Origin of the sequence: Corynebacterium sp. MSK019, assembly GCF_030232425.1 — a bacterium.
Taxonomy (GTDB): domain Bacteria; phylum Actinomycetota; class Actinomycetes; order Mycobacteriales; family Mycobacteriaceae; genus Corynebacterium; species Corynebacterium jeikeium_D.
This window is the reverse complement of record NZ_JASPJT010000009.1, coordinates 46,934-66,066: the sequence shown is the minus strand read 5'-3', so window position 1 is coordinate 66,066 and position 19,133 is coordinate 46,934. Positions and strand designations below refer to the sequence as shown.

12 protein-coding genes are annotated in these 19,133 nt (G+C 60.7%); 4 read left to right on the top strand and 8 right to left on the bottom strand.

Annotated elements, in window-relative coordinates:
- Window positions 1–12 precede the first annotated feature (12 nt).
- Window positions 13–2,574 carry a multicopper oxidase domain-containing protein gene (locus tag QP982_RS07770; RefSeq protein WP_284870379.1) on the top strand — a complete coding sequence of 854 codons (2,562 nt, stop codon included), beginning with the start codon at window positions 13–15 and terminating at the stop codon, window positions 2,572–2,574.
- Window positions 2,575–2,582: 8 nt separating this feature from the next.
- On the opposite strand, the gene QP982_RS07765 is transcribed toward QP982_RS07770, so the two are convergent.
- Both QP982_RS07765 and gltB read right to left on the bottom strand, forming a co-directional pair.
- Window positions 2,583–4,124: a glutamate synthase subunit beta gene (locus QP982_RS07765; RefSeq protein WP_284870378.1), complete on the bottom strand. Its 1,542-nt coding sequence runs from the start codon at window positions 4,122–4,124 to the stop codon at window positions 2,583–2,585.
- The gene (gltB, locus tag QP982_RS07760; protein WP_502870639.1) at window positions 4,117–8,739 is read right to left on the bottom strand and encodes a glutamate synthase large subunit; all 4,623 of its coding nucleotides are present in this window, start codon (window positions 8,737–8,739) and stop codon (window positions 4,117–4,119) included. Before gltB ends, QP982_RS07765 begins: the two co-directional genes overlap by 8 nt.
- Before the next feature lie 326 nt (window positions 8,740–9,065).
- Here gltB and QP982_RS07755 point away from each other — a divergent pair, with 326 nt between their 5' ends.
- The gene (locus QP982_RS07755) at window positions 9,066–9,911 is read left to right on the top strand and encodes an HNH endonuclease family protein (RefSeq protein WP_284870376.1); all 846 of its coding nucleotides are present in this window, start codon (window positions 9,066–9,068) and stop codon (window positions 9,909–9,911) included.
- Between the two features lie 539 nt (window positions 9,912–10,450).
- Complete coding sequence (locus QP982_RS07750; RefSeq protein WP_016421788.1) at window positions 10,451–12,148, top strand: AMP-binding protein; 1,698 nt, start codon at window positions 10,451–10,453, stop codon at window positions 12,146–12,148.
- Between the two features lie 82 nt (window positions 12,149–12,230).
- On the opposite strand, the gene QP982_RS07745 is transcribed toward QP982_RS07750, so the two are convergent.
- Together QP982_RS07745 and QP982_RS07740 are read right to left on the bottom strand one after the other, a co-directional pair.
- The gene (locus QP982_RS07745; protein ID WP_016421787.1) at window positions 12,231–12,962 is read right to left on the bottom strand and encodes an SDR family oxidoreductase; all 732 of its coding nucleotides are present in this window, start codon (window positions 12,960–12,962) and stop codon (window positions 12,231–12,233) included.
- Window positions 12,963–12,986: 24 nt separating this feature from the next.
- Window positions 12,987–13,748, bottom strand: coding sequence for an SDR family oxidoreductase (locus tag QP982_RS07740; RefSeq protein ID WP_049193380.1), 762 nt, complete (start codon window positions 13,746–13,748; stop codon window positions 12,987–12,989).
- A 183-nt stretch (window positions 13,749–13,931) separates the two neighbouring features.
- Here QP982_RS07740 and QP982_RS07735 point away from each other — a divergent pair, with 183 nt between their 5' ends.
- Window positions 13,932–15,992 (top strand): oxidoreductase, encoded by a 2,061-nt coding sequence (locus QP982_RS07735; RefSeq protein WP_049189818.1) that lies wholly within the window; start codon window positions 13,932–13,934, stop codon window positions 15,990–15,992.
- A gap of 11 nt (window positions 15,993–16,003) precedes the next feature.
- Here QP982_RS07735 and QP982_RS07730 read toward each other — a convergent pair whose 3' ends face one another.
- The 4 genes from QP982_RS07730 to QP982_RS07715 all read right to left on the bottom strand — a co-directional run bounded on the left by QP982_RS07730 (window position 16,004) and on the right by QP982_RS07715 (window position 19,133).
- Window positions 16,004–16,666 (bottom strand): nitroreductase family protein, encoded by a 663-nt coding sequence (locus QP982_RS07730; protein ID WP_049172542.1) that lies wholly within the window; start codon window positions 16,664–16,666, stop codon window positions 16,004–16,006.
- 3 nt (window positions 16,667–16,669) lie between these two features.
- Window positions 16,670–17,170 carry a methylated-DNA--[protein]-cysteine S-methyltransferase gene (locus QP982_RS07725; protein WP_049172545.1) on the bottom strand — a complete coding sequence of 167 codons (501 nt, stop codon included), beginning with the start codon at window positions 17,168–17,170 and terminating at the stop codon, window positions 16,670–16,672.
- A 12-nt stretch (window positions 17,171–17,182) separates the two neighbouring features.
- Window positions 17,183–18,130 carry an alpha/beta hydrolase family protein gene (locus QP982_RS07720; protein ID WP_049189819.1) on the bottom strand — a complete coding sequence of 316 codons (948 nt, stop codon included), beginning with the start codon at window positions 18,128–18,130 and terminating at the stop codon, window positions 17,183–17,185.
- Window positions 18,131–18,239: 109 nt separating this feature from the next.
- Window positions 18,240–19,133 (bottom strand): cation diffusion facilitator family transporter, encoded by an 894-nt coding sequence (locus tag QP982_RS07715; protein ID WP_284870375.1) that lies wholly within the window; start codon window positions 19,131–19,133, stop codon window positions 18,240–18,242.

Sequence of the window (19,133 nt, the reverse complement as noted above, 5' to 3'; positions counted from 1 at the left end):
AAGAGTCACCGCATGTCCTGGCATCGCAAGGCCAGTATGCCGGTGCGCTGGTGGTTCGCTGCCATCATTGTGGCCGCATTAGTCCACCCATTTGTCTCCGATGGGCGCTGGCTGTTGGTGCACCTCTTTACCCTCGGCGCCGTCACCAACTCCATCCTCATTTGGGGCCGCCACTTCACCGAGAAACTACTGAAAATCGATGTGCCCGATGGCAATCGGCACATTCAGTTAGCAAACATTTACCTGCTCAACGTAGGTATTGGCACAACAGTCATCGGAAAGCTGGGTGATTGGTGGCCAGTGACCACCGCCGGCGCAGCGGTCGTCGGCGTCGCCGTCGCATGGCATGCGATTTCCCTCGGACGCGACCTGGTAGCGAAGCGCAATCGACCATTCGCCATCTCCGTTGCGTACTACGTCGCGTCGGCATGCCTACTGCCGATCGGCGCCACGCTCGGCGCCATCCTCGCATCTCCGAAGGGCGAAGCGCTTCACGACGACCTCCTACTGGCACATGAAGCCATCAACCTCATTGGCTTCCTCGGGCTCGCGGCCTGCGGCACGCTCATCACCATGTTCCCAGCGCTGTGGCGAACCCAGATGTCGCCGCATTCCCGCCCGAAGCTGGCACTAGCAGTACAGCTCATAGGTATCGCGACTACCACAATCGGTGCACTGACCAGCTTCAACTGGTTCGCCTCCGTCGGCCTAGGCATCATCACTATCGGCTGGGTCATAGCCGCCATTCCGTGGGCGCACAACGTCATGACTGTCGCTAAAGACCCCCGCGACCGCCTCAGCTACCCGGCGCTGTCTGTTGCGGCTGCGGTCGTCTGGCTGATCGGCACACTCACAGTTGCCACAGTCAAGGCGCTTGACGGCAGCTTCGTAATCTCATCCCTTACGCTGCCGCTGGTAATCGGTTTCGGCGCACAATTGCTTATCGGCATGATGAGCCAACTCTTGCCCGCTACCATCGGCGGAGGTGCTGGTCCAGTCTCCGCCGGTATGAAGGAACTTGACCGCGCGGGAGCATTCCGCTGGTCGACCATCAATATTGGTCTGGCACTGTGGCTAATGCCGCTGCCGTCCTGGACCAAAGTAGCGGTCTCCGCAATGGTCTCCCTTGCCTTGGTGTCCTATCTGCCACTTGTCGGCCGTGCCGCGAAGGCTCAGATTGGTGCGCTGAAAGAAAGTCAGAAGGCACGGGCCAACAAAGAAGCAACGCCGAAGCCGGTCGAACTGCACGCAACTGCACGTCGACTCGGTGCTCAAACTACCGCCGCTCTGGCTGTATTGGGCCTGGTAGTGACTATTGGTGTTGCGCTGAGCGGTGGCGGTACGGGAAGCATTGAAACCACCAGCGATGTTGCGCCCACCGGAGAAACCGTCGAGGTCACGGTTACCGCCAACGATATGACCTATACCCCGAACGTTATAGAGGCAAACCCCGGCGACCGACTGGTCATCACCATGGTCAACGCTGATTCCCAGGTCCACGATCTGCGCTTGGCCACCGGCGAGGACACCGGACGTGTCGCCCCTGGCAACTCCGCCACCATTGAAGTGCCGGTTGTTCCCGGTGACATTGACGGCTGGTGCACCATTGCTGGTCACCGACAGATGGGCATGACCCTCACAGTCAATACAGGTAGCACTGATCATTCACACCACACCGGAGGTGGCAACCACGCTGACCATGCCACTCCCGGTGCGCTCGGGAATGTCGGCGAGCAACCCGGCCCGGATTCCCCCACCATCAACCCGCTATTAGAACCCGCCGAGGACGCCACGGTTCACCACGTCACCCTGAGAGCCAGCGAGTTCACCGGCTACGCTGCCCCTGGCGTCGAGCAGCAGCATTGGGTATTCAACGGCAAACCGCTGGGGCCAACTTTGCGCGGCAAGGTGGGCGACGAGTTCGTCGTCACGCTCATTAATGACGGCACCATGAGTCACTCCATCGACTTTCACGCCGGCATTGTTTCGCCGGACGAGCCAATGCGCGACATCGCCCCTGGTGAGAAGCTTGAGTACCGCTTCCGTGCTGACCGCGCGGGCATCTGGATGTACCACTGCGCAACCATGCCCATGTCCATGCACATCGCTGCCGGTATGCACGGTGCCGTCATCATCGACCCACCGAATCTCACTGATGTTGACCACGAGGTTCTTCTGGTGCAGTCGGAAAGCTACTGGGGCGAGGACGGCCCCGACGCCGACAAGACCATGGCCGAGGACCCCGATATCTACAAGTTCAACGGCTACCCCGACCAGTATCTCACCCACCCAATTCGCATTCGCGCAGGTGAGACGGTACGTTTCTGGGTACTTGCCGCCGGCCCCAACAAGGGCACGAGCTTCCATATCGTCGGCACGCAGTTCCATCGCGTGTACAAGGAGGGCGCGCTTTTGCTTGACGACGGCGTGGGCGGTGCCCAAGCCCTTGACCTCGGTGCCGCGCAGGGTGGTTATGTTGAGGCCGAATTCCCGGAGCCTGGCACGTACCGCTTTGTCGACCACCAGATGGTGCATGCCGAAATGGGGGCACGCGGCAACATAGTGGTGAACTAAACCAGGGTTTACAACTTAATTGGAGCATCCTCCGGCTCGACAGCGCGCGGCAGATTGGACTCGCCCATCAAGTACTGGTCCACGGCCTCGGCGCAGGCGCGACCTTCGGCGATAGCCCACACAATCAAACTGGCCCCGCGGCCATTGTCACCGGCCACGAACACCGGACCGTCGAAGTTCTGCTCGATGTCGCTGCGCACGGCGAGGTAGTCGTCGTCACGCATCATCACACCGCGATCGTTGAACTGAATCCCCAGCTCATGGGGCAGACCGCCGCGCTCCGGACCGGAGAAGCCCAGCGCGATGAGAACTAGGTCGGCATCGAGTTCGAAATCCGTGTCCTCCATGGGCACGCGCTTGCCATCGATGACCTCGACCTCGTTGGCGGACAGGACGGTCACGTGACCGTCCTCGCCGTGGAAGGAGACGGTGTTGACGTTGAAGACGCGCTTGCCCAGCGTCTCACCGGTGACGCGGGCGTTGAGCCCGAGCGCCTCGGTAACCTCTGGCGGCTCGGAACCGGTGATGGTGTACTCACCTTCTTCGTGGGCAGTAGCTACGCTCCAGACCAGCGGATACATCGGCCACGGAGTCGACGCCGCACGGGACTTCGGAGCCCGCGGACGGATATCGAACTGCGTGACGGACGCAGCACCTTGACGCAGCGCGGTACCAAAGCAGTCAATACCGGTGTCGCCACCGCCAATGACGACAACCTTCTTGCCCTTGGCATCAATTGGCGGGCTGTCGAGCTCGCCTACGGCAACGCGGTTGGCACCCGGCAGGTACTCCATAGCCTGGTGAATGCCCTCGAGGTCACGGCCATCAACGGGCAGGTCGCGGGCCAGCGAGGCGCCGGTAGCTAGGACCACTGCATCGAAATCGGCCAGGTCAGCGGCTGTCGGTGAGATGTTGGTGCGGAACTCAGTGCCCTCGATTTCCATCTGCTCAAGGCGACGGTCGAGGTAACGCTGCTCCATCTTGTAGTCCGGAACGCCGTAGCGCATCAGACCACCGATCTTGTCGTCACGCTCGAAGACCGTGACATCATGCCCGGCGCGAGTGAGCTGCTGTGCTGCAGCAAGGCCCGCCGGCCCGGAGCCGATGACAGCAATGTGTTGGCCGGTGTCGAAAGTCGGCACAATCGGCTGCACCCAACCCTCATCGAAGCCGCGCTCGACGATAGCCAACTCGATATTCTTGATGGTCACCGCATCGTCGTTGATGCCGAGCACACAGCCGCCCTCACACGGTGCCGGGCACAGTCGGCCCGTCCACTCCGGGAAGTTGTTGGTGGCGTGCAGACGCTCGAAGGCCTCGTGCCAGCGGTTTTGGCGCACCAGATCATTCCACTCCGGAATGATGTTGCCCAGAGGGCAGGCCGAGTGACAAAACGGCACGCCGCAGTCCATGCAGCGAGAAGCCTGCTGTTGCAGGTGCTCCTGACTAGCCTCCTCATAGACCTCTTTCCAGTCCATCAGACGCAGCGGAACCGGGCGATGAGCAGGCTCTTCGCGTTGGAACTTCATGAAACCCTTCGGATCAGCCATTGCTTACTGCCTCCATGATTGCCTCGTTGATGTCAGCGTCGTTGTCCTTTGCCTTCGCGACTACGTCGAGAATTCGGGCGTAATCACGCGGCATAATTTTGATGAACTGTGTAGCCGGGAACCGAGTCTTAGAACCCGTGAGCTTGCGGTGCTTCGACAGCGTTGCCTCCAGCCAGCTGATGTCCTCATCGTCGAGCGGCACGATGTCGACCAACTCGGTGTTGATGTTCGCCCGCGTCACCTCGTTATCCAGCAGGTAGGCGATACCGCCGCTCATACCGGCGCCGAAGTTGTGACCGACCGGGCCCGCCACTACGACGCGGCCACCGGTCATGTACTCGCAACCGTGGTTACCGATGCCCTCGACCACGGCCGTAGCACCGGAGTTACGCACGCAGAAGCGCTCACCGACAGTGCCGCGAACGAAGATTTCACCGCTGGTGGCACCAAAACCAATGACATTGCCGGCAATGGTGTCGGTAGCCACATCCGCGGTCGGCGGGGCCGAACGTGAAGGTCGAACCACAATCTTGCCACCGCACAGGCCCTTGCCGACGAAGTCGTTGGCATCGCCCTCCAGCTTGATGGTCACACCGGCCGGCAGGAACGCACCCAGCGAGTTACCGGCGGAACCGAGCAGGTTAACGACGATGGAGTCGTCGGCAAGCCCCTGCTTACCTGCGACTTTGGTGACTTCATACCCCAGGCGCGTGCCCACGGAACGGTTCACATTGCTGATGGCATGGTGCAGCGATACCGGTGTCGGCGCCAGCCCATTCGCGCGCGCCGTACGCAGCGCGGGCTGCGCTTCGTCGATGAGGCGCTCGTCCAACGCGCCCTCAAGGCCGTGGTCCTGCGCCTTCGTGCAGTAGGAATCCTGGTCCGCAAAGAAGGGGCTTTCGGCAACGTGCAGGATTCGCTCCAGGTCAAGCTTTGCGACGCGCGGAAGGTTGCCCAGATCCTTGCGCGGACGCAGGCACTCGGCATGTCTGACCGCTTCGTCAATGGTGCGGAAACCCAGCTCAGCGAGGTATTCACGGACCTGCTGGGCGATGAAGGTGAAGAAGTTGACCACGTGCTCGGCACGGCCGGTGAACTTGCTCCGCAACGTCGGATTCTGGGTGGCAATACCGACTGGACAGGTGTCCAGGTGGCAGACGCGCATCATGACGCAGCCCTCAACCACCAGCGGAGCGGTGGCAAAACCAAACTCCTCAGCACCCAGCAACATCGCGACCACGACATCACGACCGGTCTTGAGCTGGCCATCGCACTGCACGCGGATGCGGTCGCGCAGCCCGTTGAGCATCAGGGTCTGCTGGGTTTCAGCGAGCCCCAGCTCCCACGGACCGCCGGCGTGCTTGAGACTGGTCAGTGGCGAGGCACCAGTGCCGCCATCGTGGCCGGAGATCAGCACGACGTCGGCATGCGCCTTCGAGACACCAGCGGCGACGGTGCCCACGCCCTGCTCGGAGACGAGCTTGACGTGAATGCGGGCGCGCGGATTGGCGTTCTTGAGGTCGTAGATGAGCTGTGCCAGATCCTCGATTGAGTAGATGTCGTGGTGCGGTGGCGGCGAGATCAGACCCACGCCCGGGGTGGTGATGCGGACTTCCGCGATCCACGGGTAGACCTTGTTCGGTGGCAACTGGCCACCCTCGCCGGGCTTTGCACCCTGGGCCATCTTGATCTGGATGTCGGTGCAGTTGGACAGGTAGTGGCTGGTCACACCGAAGCGACCCGAAGCTACCTGCTTGATGGCAGAGCGTTTCCAGTCGCCGTTGGCCTCCATTTCGAAACGGTCTGGGTCCTCGCCGCCCTCGCCGGAGTTGGACATGGCGCCCAGGCGATTCATAGCGATGGCCAGCGTCTCATGTGCCTCCGCAGAGATGGAGCCATAGCTCATTGCGCCGGTGGAGAAACGCTTGACGATGCTCGAGACCGGTTCGACCTCTTCAATGTCGATCGGCTCGCGATCTGAGGCGAACTCGAGCATGCCGCGCAGAGTTGCCAGCTGCTTGGTCTGCTCATCAACCTTGTTGGTGTAGTCGCGGAAGACCGCGTACTGACCAGTGCGGGTCGCATGCTGCAGCGTGTAGATTGTCTCTGGGTTGAATAGGTGGTACTCGCCTTCGCGGCGCCACTTGTACTCGCCGCCGAGATCCAGCTCACGGTGTGCCTGCTCTTCCGGACGCGGCAGGAATGCGCTGCGGTGACGGGCGGCAACATCTTCTGCGACCTCGTCGAGACCAATACCTTCCAGCGGAGAAACAGCGCCGGTGAAGTACTCGTCCAGGAACTCCTGCGACAGACCGACGGTGTCGGCCAGCTGAGCGCCACGGTAGGACTGCAGTGAGGCGATACCCATCTTGGACATGACCTTCAGCACGCCCTTGGAGGCAGCCTTGCAGTAGTTCGAGCAGGCCTGATCCAACGTCAGAGCTCCGAGCTGGTCCTTCATGCGCAGCTCATCGATGGTTTCGAAAGTCATGTATGGGTTAATGGCATCGGCACCAAAGCCCAGCAGCATGGCCATGTGGTGCACCTCGCGGGCGTCGCCAGCCTCAATGATGAGGCTGGCGCGCGTGCGAGTGCGCTCCTCCACCAGGTGGTGGTGGACCGCGGAGGTCAGCAGCAGCGACGGGATGGGGGCAAAGCGCTCGTTGGACTCACGGTCAGACAGCACAATCAGTCGGGCACCACGGTCAATGGCCTCAGAGACCTCACGGCGAACACGACGGATAGCGTTGCGCAGGCCACGGCCACCGCGGGCGACCGGGTACAGGCCAGAGATGACCTCGGCACGGAACTCGGAGTACTCCTCGTTCTTGCCCGCCTGGCACAGGGTGACAAAGTCGTGGTTGTCCAGGATTGGATGCTCAAGCCGGATGCGACGGGCGGCATCGGCGGTGGGCTCCAGGATGTTGGTCTCTGCACCCAGCAACGTATTCATGCTGGTGATGGACTTTTCGCGCAGCGAGTCCAACGGCGGGTTGGTAACCTGCGCGAACCGCTGCGAGAAGAAGTCGAACAGCATGCGAGGGCGGTTGGACAGTGCCGCAATCGGCGTGTCTGAGCCCATCGAACCCAGGCCCTCCGCGCCGGTGAGTGCCATCGGGCGGATGATGAGGTCAACGTCTTCTTCGGTGATGCCGAAGACGCGCTGTCGTAACACCGCGCGGGCATGCGGCATGTACTGGTAGCGCTCTCGTGGCAGGTCGGTGATGTCGACCAGGCCCTCTTTGATCCATTCCTCGTATGGCCCGGTGGCGGCCAGCGTGGACTTAATCTCCTTGTCCTCAATAATGCGACCGGCCTTCATGTCCACCAGGAACATGCGCCCCGGCTGCACGCGCGTGCGCTGCACAATCTGCTCCGGCGGGATATCCAGGACACCAGCTTCGGAGGCCATCACCACCAGGCCCTCGTCGGTCACCCAGATGCGCCCCGGGCGCAGACCATTGCGATCCAGGGTGGCACCGATGACCTGGCCGTCGGTAAAGCAGATGGCAGCGGGGCCGTCCCACGGCTCCATCAGGCAGGCGTGGTACTCGTAGAACGCGCGAACCTGCGGGCTGAGATTGTCGTCGTGCTCCCAGGCCTGCGGAACCATCATCATGACCGCATGCGGGAGACTACGACCACCGAGATGCAGTAACTCCAGGGCCTCGTCGAAACGCGCAGTGTCAGAACCGTTGGGGTCGCACACCGGCAGCGCGCGGTCGATGTTGCCCAGCTTGCCAGAGCGAATTAGCGACTCGCGGGCGCGCATCCAGTTCTCGTTGCCGCGCACGGTGTTGATTTCGCCATTGTGAGCGACGTAGCGGTACGGGTGTGCCAGCGGCCAGGACGGGAAAGTGTTCGTGGAAAAGCGTGAGTGCACGATGGCGAGCGCGGAAGTGACTTCCTTCTGCTGCAGGTCAAGGTAGAAATCCTTCAGCTGCGGAGTAGTCAGCATGCCCTTGTAGACGATCGTGCGGCTGGACAGCGACGGGAAGTACACGGTGTCGCCACCAGAGCCCTCGCCAGCGCCCTGTTCACCCAGCTCACGCTCGCAGCGCTTACGCAGGAAGAACATCTTGCGGTCGAGATCGATATCGCTGAGCTGGCGACCCTCGTAGTTCTTCGCGGTAACGAAGAGCTGACGCAGCACCGGCATAGCCTGGCGAGCCATCTGGCCAAGCCCGTCAGCGTTAATCGGCACATCGCGCCATGCCAAGATCTCGATGCCCTCTTCGGCGCAGATGTCTTCAATAGCCCGGATGGCATCAAGGGTGGCCATGCGCGACTGCGGCAGGAACGCAATACCGGTGGCGTAGGTGCCAGCCGGCGGCAAAATGACGCCTTCTTTACTCAGCTCAGCGCGGTAGTAGGCATCCGGCACCTGAATGAGAATGCCGGCACCGTCGCCGGTGGTTTTCTCTGCACCGGCGGCACCGCGGTGGTCGAGGTTGATCAGTGCCTGAATGCCCTTTTCCACAATGTCATGGGTCTGGCGACCGTAAATGTCGGCGACACAGGCCACGCCACACGCATCGTGTTCGTTCGACGGGCGGTAGAGACCTTCCCTCTGAGGACCACGAGGCAATGTGGTCGCTATTTCGGTCAGAGTCATGGCTGTCTTAGCTGTCATGGCTGTTTTCCCCTTGTAGGTGCAATGTGCCAATTGGGGGACACGGGTTATCTATATTTCCAACTGTTTTAACAATGCACTTTCATCTAGGCGTATTGCAATACGTATTTAGGGAACTAGCTATATTTACCCACCCCCGAAGGAGCTAGAACACCCTTCCCGTTCGACTAAAACCGGGCTTTTACTACCCGCTTTAACGCCATAACCCCCTAATCGAGCTACCACCCCCGCTAACTACGCACAATTGTTCGATTCTTTAGCAAACCTCCCTCCATACCCAATCCGCCCCCACCGCTATGGTTAGCTCCATGCTCGCCAACCGTCGTTTCCGCTCGCCACTGCAGGGCCTCGCCCTCCTTATCGGCGCAGCGACAATCCTCAGCGGCTGCACGGCCCCCACAGCCCCCACTCCAGAGAGCCAGTCATACAGCCCGGCACCGGCACCCGCATTTACGCCCGAGCCAGAGGAACCCGCGCCCGAGATTCCCGAAGCGCCCCACACCCCCGCCGCCCCGGACACCCCAGCGCCCGGCACATCGCCTATCGACGGCATCCGTAGCGCCCTCAACCAGCTGGAGGTAAAAGGGCGCGCACCGAAAACCGGCTATGCGCGCGATGAGTTCGGGCAACGTTGGAGCGACGACATCTCTGCCGAGTTTGGGCACAACGGATGTGACACGCGAAACGATATTTTGAATCGTGACCTTATTAATAAGGAGTACAAACCAAATAGCCACGATTGCGTCGTGCTTTCAGGGCAATTACTGGATCCCTATACCGGCACGATGATTGAGTTCCAGCGTGGCCGCGATACCTCTTCTGCCGTTCAAATCGACCATGTCGTAGCCTTAAGCGACGCCTGGCAAAAGGGGGCACAGCAACTCCCGCCCGAGGTTCGGCAGGACTTTGCCAATGACCCCCTCAACCTCTTGGCCGTCGATGGCCCCGCCAATCAACAGAAGCGGGATAGCGATGCCGCATCCTGGGTACCCGCCAATAAGCCATTTCGCTGCCAGTATGTCGCTCGCCAGGTGGCAGTAAAACAGAAATACCACCTGTGGCTCACACAGGCGGAGTACGATGCCATCGACCGTTGGCTCTCTACCTGCACACCAGAGGATGAGCCCGCACTTGCCGCCCTAACCCTGAATTAGGGCAACTTCCTCCGGCGCTCACCGATGCCACACACCGAGGCTCAAGCCGGCGAATATGTCACCTATTTAGCTACGTGTTCGCAACCTCCGCCCCTCCTAGTCGCGAACATTTCTATTTTTCTGAAGATTCCTAGCCCCCTAATTTCTGGGGGCGACCGCCATTCAGCTACTGCCCGCCCCGTCAAACAAACCAACCGAAAACCCCTGGGTTCATAGAGTTATATACGTCAATATCAGAATTGAATTCGTTACCGTAGTGTTATCTTTTCGTTATATTCACTGCTTCCTGTCGGTTTATAACTGTTTGATAACACTGTATCCTCGAGCCCGTACGCGAAAAGGTACCCGTCGTAAAGCATTGCGCACGCCGACTGCGTATTTTTTACTTTTCTTCGTGGAAACTACTTTTTGACGCGGCACAGGTTTGTTAAAGTCTGGTTGTTACAAAATCGCACTACCGTGACTGATGGTGTCAGTGTGACTAAAGAGTCGCTTGGCGCTATTAATCGCTTGTCCATCATCTTGGAGGATTCTCACCCATGGCAGCTGAAATGAAGGCTCCGGAAGTACCACTTGGGCTCCAAATCAAGGCTTTTGCCCAGTCGATTCCACCACTCCTGCGTACTGGTGCCCTGTACATGACTCCGAAGACGGCGCCGAAGATTCTCGATTACCTGCGTCGCCTGAAGTTCTCCGTCGCCAGCCTGATTTCCATGAGTGCGCTGCGCTACCCGGATCGCCTCGCCCTTGTCGACGATGACGGTGAACTCACCTATTCTCAGCTGCTTGACAACTCTCACGCCCTGGCTCGCGCCTTGATGGACCGTGGCATGACCCAGAAGTCCAGCTTCGGCGTTATCGCACGCAACGGCCGCGGCATCATCCTGCCGATGGCCATCAAGGGATTCATCGGCTCCGAAATTATGCTGATGAACATCGGCTCCGGCCCGACTCAGATTCGCGGTGTCGTTGACCAGAATAAGGCCAAGTTCCTGTTCGTCGATGACGAGTTCCTGGGCAACCTGCCAGAAGACCTCGACGATGTCACCGTCGTTATTACCTCCGTGACCAAGCCGGAGACCCGCAAGAACGCGGGCAAGAACTTCGTGTTCATGGAAGACCTCATTGAAGAAGGTCGTACATCGAACGCCAAGCTAGATCCGAAGCCGGAGCAGGGACGCATCATCATCATGTCCTCCGGCACCACCGGCATCCCGAAGGGTGTCCTGCGCAATGAGCCCAAGACACCGGCAACCGTGGGTGCAATCGCCGATCGTATTCCGTGGCGCCGCAACATGGTCATTCACCAGTCCGCATCCATGTTCCACGCCTGGGGCTGGGCAAATGTGCTGATTGGCATGGCTACCGGCTCCACCATTGTCACCATGCGTGTCTTCGACCCGAAGAAGGCTGTTGACCAGTGTGAACAGTACGGCTGTAACGGCATGATTTCCGCGGCCTTCTTCCTGCGCCAGATCAAGGATGTTCTGGATGAGGAGCCGAACCGCAAGATTGGCCCGTTCCGCTTCATTGTCTCCTCTGGTAACGCCATCCCGGGCTGGCTCGTCTCCGCGCTGACTCACCGCTTCGGTCCGGTTATCTGTAACTTCTACGGCTCCACCGAGGCCGGCCTGTGCTCCATCGCATCCGGCGCGGACCTCGCAGCCCGCCCGGACTCCGCAGGTCGCCCGGCAATTGGCGCCAAGGTTCGCATCCTGGGTGACGACGGCAAGGAAGTCGAGCCGGGTGAGGTTGGCATGATCCACACCGCTCAGGAGCTCTCCTTCATCGGTTACCTGAACAAGAAGGACAAGTTCACCACCGTCGATGGCCTGTTCCAGATTGGTGACCTCGGCCGTATCGACCAGGACGGCTACCTGTACATCTGTGGTCGCTCCGACGACATGGTGATCAAGGGCGGCGAGAACGTCTTCCCACGCGAGGTCGAAGAAATTCTGGGCCCGGTGCCGGGCATCGCCGATGTCTTCTGCCACGGCAGCAACGAAAACGACGAGATTTTCGCTGACCTGTTCCTCTACGTTGTCCGCGAGGACAATGAGGCCGGCAAGAACCTCACCGAGGACATGCTGCGCGAGTACGTCCGCGAAACTCTGGCCGAGCACTCCACTCCGGACCGCGTCTTCTTCGTCGACTCCCTGCCGCGCAACGCCATCGGCAAGGTTGTCCCGCGCGAGGTCAAGGCGATGCACGAGCGCCTGAATCTGGACGCTCAGTAAGAAGCCTGCACACGAAAGTGTGCCCACCGGCTATCCGCCTGGTGGGCACACTTTTTGCTTGTCTCAGCTACCTTTTGCGCGGCTATCCGCGCGGGCGCACCTGGATTTCATCCACGTTGGCATCCGCTCCGGTATCAACGGCCAGACGTACTGCGGCTGCGATCGATTCAGGCCGCATGAACTTCGTGCCGTCGTAACGCCAATCAGCATCATCGCGGTGCCAATTCGACTGCAGCTGAACCTGCATATCGGTATCGACGCGCCCGGGGTGCACGGAGCTGACTCGAACCGCGCCACGCTCTTCCTCGCGCAGCGCATCGGTGAAGGCCCGCAGCGCGAACTTCGACGCTGCATACGGTGAAGTACCAGCTGAAGCGCGGAATCCCGAGCCCGAGTTGATGGTTACCAGCGTGCCCTCCGCCTTGCGCAGCGCTGGCAGCAGCTGGCGTGTCAGGTCGGCGACGGCGACGACGTTGATGTCCATAATTCGCGACCAGTCCGCACGCGAAACCTCCGCCACGTCCCCATCGACGTACACGCCCGCCGAGTGCACGAGCACATCCAGCCCGCGCCCACCGAGCGCCTCCAACAGCTTTGCCACTTCCGCGTTTACGGCGTCGGTATCACCCAGATCAGCAACGAATACGCTTGCCGACGGCAACTGCGACGCCACCTTCTCGGCAGACTCAGCACTGGTAGCGCCCACAATGACATGGTGGTCACGGGAGAGATCCTTGGCGACCGCCAGGCCAATACCACGGCTTGCACCCGTGACCAGGGCAATCTTGGTGTCAGCGGCAATATCGATGCTCATGTACGGCTCCTCTATGTAGTCGGTTTACTTCTTCGGCTTCGCGCCGCCCACCTGGTCGATGGGGGTCACCTGCAGGAAGTCAATGTTGACGCGCTTCGGACGGGTGGCCGCGAACACAATGATGTCGGCAACATCATCGGCGGTCAGCGACTCAACGCCATCGTAGACCGCTGCGGCCTTGGTCTCGTCGCCGTCGAAACGCACGAGTGAGAAGTCGGTGTGGACGCGCCCCGGATCGATTTCGGTGACGCGCACGCCATCGGCAGCAACCTCTTGACGCAGGACTTCCACCAGCGCGCGCTCAGCGTGCTTGGCTGCGTTGTAACCGGCGCCGCCGGTGTAGACCTGACGGCCGGCAATCGAGCCGACGGTGAGCACAATGCCGCTAGTGGACTTCAATGCGGGCAGCAGCGCGCGGGTGACGCGCAGGGTGCCCAGCACGTTGACCTCGTACATCCAGCGCCACTTTTCCTCGACAGCGCCTTCAACCGATTCCATGCCCCAGGCGCCACCGGCGTTGTTAACCAGCACGTCGACGCGCGGTTCGGCCTTAGCCAGCGCCGCCACATCGGCGTCAGAGGTGACGTCAACCTTGTAGACCGTCGCTTCACCACCGGCAGCGCGAATCTCCTCCGCGACAGCCTCCAGCTTGTCCTCGCGGCGGGCTCCCAGCACAACGCGGAAACCTTCAGCTGCGAACTGCTTGGCAGTGGCTGCACCAATACCGGAAGAAGCACCGGTAACTACAGCTACTTTCTTGCCATTAGTTGAAGTTTCAGAGGTCATGGGGGCTCAACTCCTTGCTACATGCGTCTACTAATATCCCCGACTGTAGTCATACGACACCCTCCTGCGCCGAAGACTGCGTGTGCTTTACACCTGATGTTCCACGTGAAACGTATATAAAACTGTGCCGGAATTTTTCCGATTCACCTCATACACAGCCGCTAAAACCGCGATACTGGTTGCATGTCTGACCAGCCTCACTTCCCACATCTTCTCTCCCCTCTCGACGTCGGTCCTCTAACTCTGCGCAATCGCATCATCATGGGCTCAATGCACTCCGGCCTGGAAGATCGCACCCGTGATATCCCCAAGCTGGCTGCCTACCTGGGTCGGCGCGCCGAAGGTGGCGTGGGGCTCATCGTCACCGGCGGTTATGCTCCCAACATCGAGGGTTGGCTGACTCCGGCCGGTTCGATGATGGCGTCGAAGCGCATGGCGGACAATCACCGCCGCGTTACTGACCTCGTGCACTCCCACGGCAGCCACATCGTGCTGCAGGTGCTGCACGCCGGTCGTTACAGCTACAGCCCGCTGGCTCGCTCCGCCAATACCGGTCAGTCGCCGATTAGCCCGTTTAAGGCTCACCGCCTCACCGGCTTTGATGTCTCACGCACTATCGGCGCTTATGTCCGCGCCGCGAAGCTCGCAAAGCGCGCCGGTTACGACGGCATCGAGGTTATGGGTTCCGAGGGTTACCTGCTCAACCAGTTCCTGGCCGAGCGCACCAACCACCGCTCGGACAACTGGGGTGGCAGCGCCGAGGCTCGCATGCGCCTGCCCATCGAAATTGTCCGCCGCATTCGCGCCGAGGTGGGCGAGGACTTCCTACTGCAGTACCGCATTTCGCTGCTTGACCTGGTGGAAGACGGCCAGACCTGGTCCGAGACCACTGAACTCGCGCAGCGTCTGGTCGAGGCTGGCGTCGATGTCTTCAACACCGGTATCGGCTGGCACGAAGCACGCGTCCCCACCATCGTCACGTCCGTGCCGCGCGCCGCATTCACGGATCTGACGGGTCGTCTCCGTTCGCTTGTCGACGTCCCGGTGGCAGCCTCCAACCGAATCAACCGCCCCGAGGTTGCGGAGAAGATCCTCGCTGACGGCAATGCGGACTTGATTTCCATGGCCCGCCCACTGCTGGCTGACCCGGACTTCGCCATCAAGGCGGGCGATGGTCGAGCTGACCAGATTAACACCTGTATCGCCTGTAACCAGGCCTGCTTGGACCACACCTTCGCGGCCAAGCGCTCCACCTGTTTGGTCAACCCGAAGGCTGCTTACGAAACCGAGTTGGTATCCGTGCCGGTTGCGAAGGACAAGGCCAAGCGCATCGCCGTCATCGGCGCTGGTGTGGCTGGACTCGCTTTCGCGGAAGCCGCAGCTCAGCGCGGTCACCACCCAGAGATTTTCGAGGCCGCCGACCAGATTGGTGGCCAGTTCAACCTCGCCGCAAAGATTCCGGGCAAGGAGGACTATGGCGAGACGCTGAAGTACTTCTCCCGTCGCCTGGAGGTCCTCGAAGTTCCGGTTCACCTGAACACGCGTGCCGACGTCGACGAGCTCAAGACCAAGTTTGACCACGTGATTGTGGCCACGGGTGTCACCCCGCGTATCCCGGGCATTGACGGTATCGACCACGAGAAGGTCATTCGTTACGACGAGCTGCTCTCGGGTGCGAAGCAGGCCGGCAACAAGGTGGCCGTCATCGGTGCTGGCGGTATCGGTGTGGACGTGTGTGAATACCTCACTCGCAAGCCGAACCAGACCATCGAAGCCTGGAAGGACGCCTGGGGCGTCGGTGACCCTGCGGAGTTCCGCGCGGGTCTGACCAAGCCGGGCACGGTCTCTGGCGCGGCTGAGGAGTTTGAGGTTGAGCGCGAGGTGCACCTGCTGCAGCGCAAGACCTCCCGCATCGGTAAGGGCCTGGGCAAGACCACTGGTTGGGTTCACCGTGCGGAGATCAAGAAGGCCGGTGTCAAGCAGTACACCGGCGTCACCTACAACCGTATCGATGACGAGGGCCTGCACATCACCATCGATGAAAAGCAACAGGTCATCGCGGTTGACAACGTGATTGTCTGTACTGGTCAGGTATCCAATCTGGACTGCCTGGGCGGCAAGGATCGCGAGAGCGTCACCGGCGATAACTCCAATGTCACCATCATCGGCGGCGCGGACGTGGCCGCTGAGCTGGACGCAAAGCGTGCCATCCGCCAGGCCGTTGAGGTAGCGCTCGCGCTGTAGGGCTAGGGCTGCTACGCCTCGTAGCGGTCGGTGTAGGCGCGCTGCTCGAACTCGAAACGGCCCGGGTGAGCCGGGAACTCACCCGGGACACCGATGGCCAGCAACAGCGCTACCGCCACATCGGTGTCACCGGCACCGATAGCTTCCTTGACCTTCTGCTCACTAAAGCCCGTCATCGGGGAGCTAGCCCAACCAAAGGCGCTGGCAGTGACCATAGCGAAAGAAGCGGCAATCATGGCGTCGCGGATTGCGAACTCGCGGGAGAGACCCTTTTCCTCGCGGACCTTATGGAAGGAGGTCATCGAGGCTTCCCGCTCGGCAGCGGCAACTTCGTCCCACAGGCCAGTCGCCTTGTTGGCCTCAACCAGGCGTGGAATACCGCGCTTCCAGCCGGTCGGCTCACCAATGAAGGCGAGCAGCAGCGGCGCATTGGCAACCTGCTTCTGACCACCGGCAGCTTCCACTACCTGCTGGCGCACCTCAGGGTCCTCGATGCGCACGATAGCCCGAGACTGAATGTTAAAGGCGCTGGGAGCTTCCAGAGATAGCTCCAGGAGGCGGCGCACGTCAGCGTCGTCAAGCGGTTCGTCAGCGTAGACGCGCGTGGCACGGCGGTTGCGGATGATGTTCTCAAATTCGGTGGCGAACTGGTCGCGCGGAGAATGCGAAGTCATGCATTAAAGAATAACTGTTTGCCAACCTTCGAGTTCGAGCAGCCAGCGCTTCATTTCGCGGCCGCCGGCATAGGATCCGAAAGACCCCGCTCCCCCACTGGCGGGCACCACGCGGTGACAGGGAATCAGAATGCCCAGCGGATTGGTGGCACAGGCCGAGCCAGCAGCTCTGGCGGCACGGGGTGATCCGGCCATTTCAGCGAGCTCACCGTAGGTCACAACCTGGCCATACGGCACGTCGCGCAGTGCGGTCAGCGCACGAGCGCGGAAAGAATCCTGGGTGAATATGTCGCAGTCCAGCGGCAGCGCAAACTCGCGGCGCTGCCCGGCAAAGTACTCGCGGAACTGCTGCGCTGCCTGTTCCGCCACCGCTTGCGCTTCGGGGTCGGCGGCGCTGGGGTCGTCGTCAAGCACGGGGCCTAAGAGATTGACTTCGACGACCCCGCGAGCGGAGGTGGCGATTCCAAGCACGCCGAAAGGCGTTTCTACCTGGGAAATCGCCATAAAACCTCCTACTTAGCCCTTGTTGGCCTGGAACCAGGCCAGCAGCTCGTCCCACTCCTTCTCGTGACCGGAGCGGAAGTAACCACCGTAGCCCACGCCCTTGCCGCCAGCCGGCTGAGCCTGGCGCTTTTCAATCTTTTCAGCAGAGCTCATCACATTGGTGATCAGGTCTGCCGAGGACTCCTCAGTCCAGTAATCATCCGGAACGCGGATGGACAGGAACGGCTGCGGAGCCTTGGAGAAGCGGTTAGCGAAGTCGAACTCGGAGTCGTCGAAGAAGTAGCCTTCCTTGCGAGCCCAGCGAGCCCACTGACGCATGACACCGTTCGGCGGCTCAACAGCCAGACGCCACGCCGACGCCGGAATATGGCCGGTAATGAAACCGCTAATCGGGCCGAGAATATTGAAGATGAAGAATGCGCGGACCTTGCCCGCCACTGACGGCACCTTGGAAATACGCATACCGCGGCAGTTGACCAACGCCGCTGCGTCATAGGTGCCCTCGGAGCCGGCGTAGACGATGCCGTGACCACCAACCGCGTGGCCGACAGCGAAGTGCGGCACGTCCGGGTAGGTCTCCTTGGCCCACTCAATCACACCCGGAATATCCTTGGTGATCCAGTCCGACATCCGGATGTCTTCATTGTTCTGGTCAGTCTTCAGAGCGGACTGGCCAATTCCGCGGTAGTCATAGGTGATAACGCCGTAGCCCTTTTCTGCCACGGTCTCAGCGAAACGGTGGTAGAAACCCTGCGGCACACCGGTACCGGAGTGAACGGTGATGATGCCGTTGGGAATGTTCTCTGGGTTCTCCTTCGGGCGGAACATGGTTCCGCGCAGCAGGACGCGGTCATTAGCCGGAATAATGATGTCCTGCCGAGGGCACGGCTCCGGCAACTTCGGGCTCTTCGCGGAAAAACGGCTATCCCCAGTGGAAGTGGTTGAGGCTTCGGAGGTCATTTATGCAGTTCCTTCGAGTGGACTTAAACAGTGCATGATTTTGTATACACAATCTTAAAGTGTAAGGCTCATCACTTTCAGCGCTTTCGTGGAATTTGCCTCACACGCGTTACAACTGCACATCCCCATAGGCGCGTTCGTCCTCAATTGGCTCCAGATGCGAGGAGATATGCACACCTGGGAAACGCTCCCGCAGCTCATCTTCCATCGCGGTAAGCACATCGTGACCGCGCTCCACGCTCCACGCGCCCGGCACCAGCACATGAAACTCAATGAACTTCTGATACCCCGACTCGCGAGTGCGGATTTCGTGGACGTCGATGCCACGACTCCGGTCACGGTGCGAGGCCAAAATCTCATCCACCGCCACGCGGTCGTCGCCCTCCATGGCCTTGTCCATCAGGCCGTTACCGGAATCGCGCAGCAGCTTGTAGCCGGTGACCAGGATGTTTACGGCCACGGCCAGCGCGATAATCGGGTCGAGCCACCACAGGCCGGTAGCCCACACCAGCGCCACACCTACAAGCACACCGGCGGAGGTCCACACGTCGGTCATCAGATGCTTGCCGTCGGCGGTCAGCGCCAGGGAGTTGTGTTGGCGCCCGGCCTTAAGCAGAATCAGCGCCACCGCACCATTGATCACCGAGGCAATTACGGTCACGACGAGGCCCAGGCCAATCTGCTCAATCGGCTGCGGGTTCACCAACCGCTCGATGGAGACATAAATAATGGCCACCGCCGCCACGAAGATCATGGCACCTTCCAGCCCGGCCGAGAAGTACTCTGCCTTGGAATGGCCGAACTCATGATCGCGGTCCGCGGGCCGCGCGATAACCTTGAGCACAATAATTGCGACAACTGCCGCAACCAGATTGACAATCGACTCCGTCGCGTCGGAAAGCAGGCCCACCGATCCGGTCAGAGTGTAGCCCCAAAACTTCAGCGCGATGGTGACGACCGCCGCCCCCACTGAAAGCCAACCAAAACGAGATAAGTCCTGCAT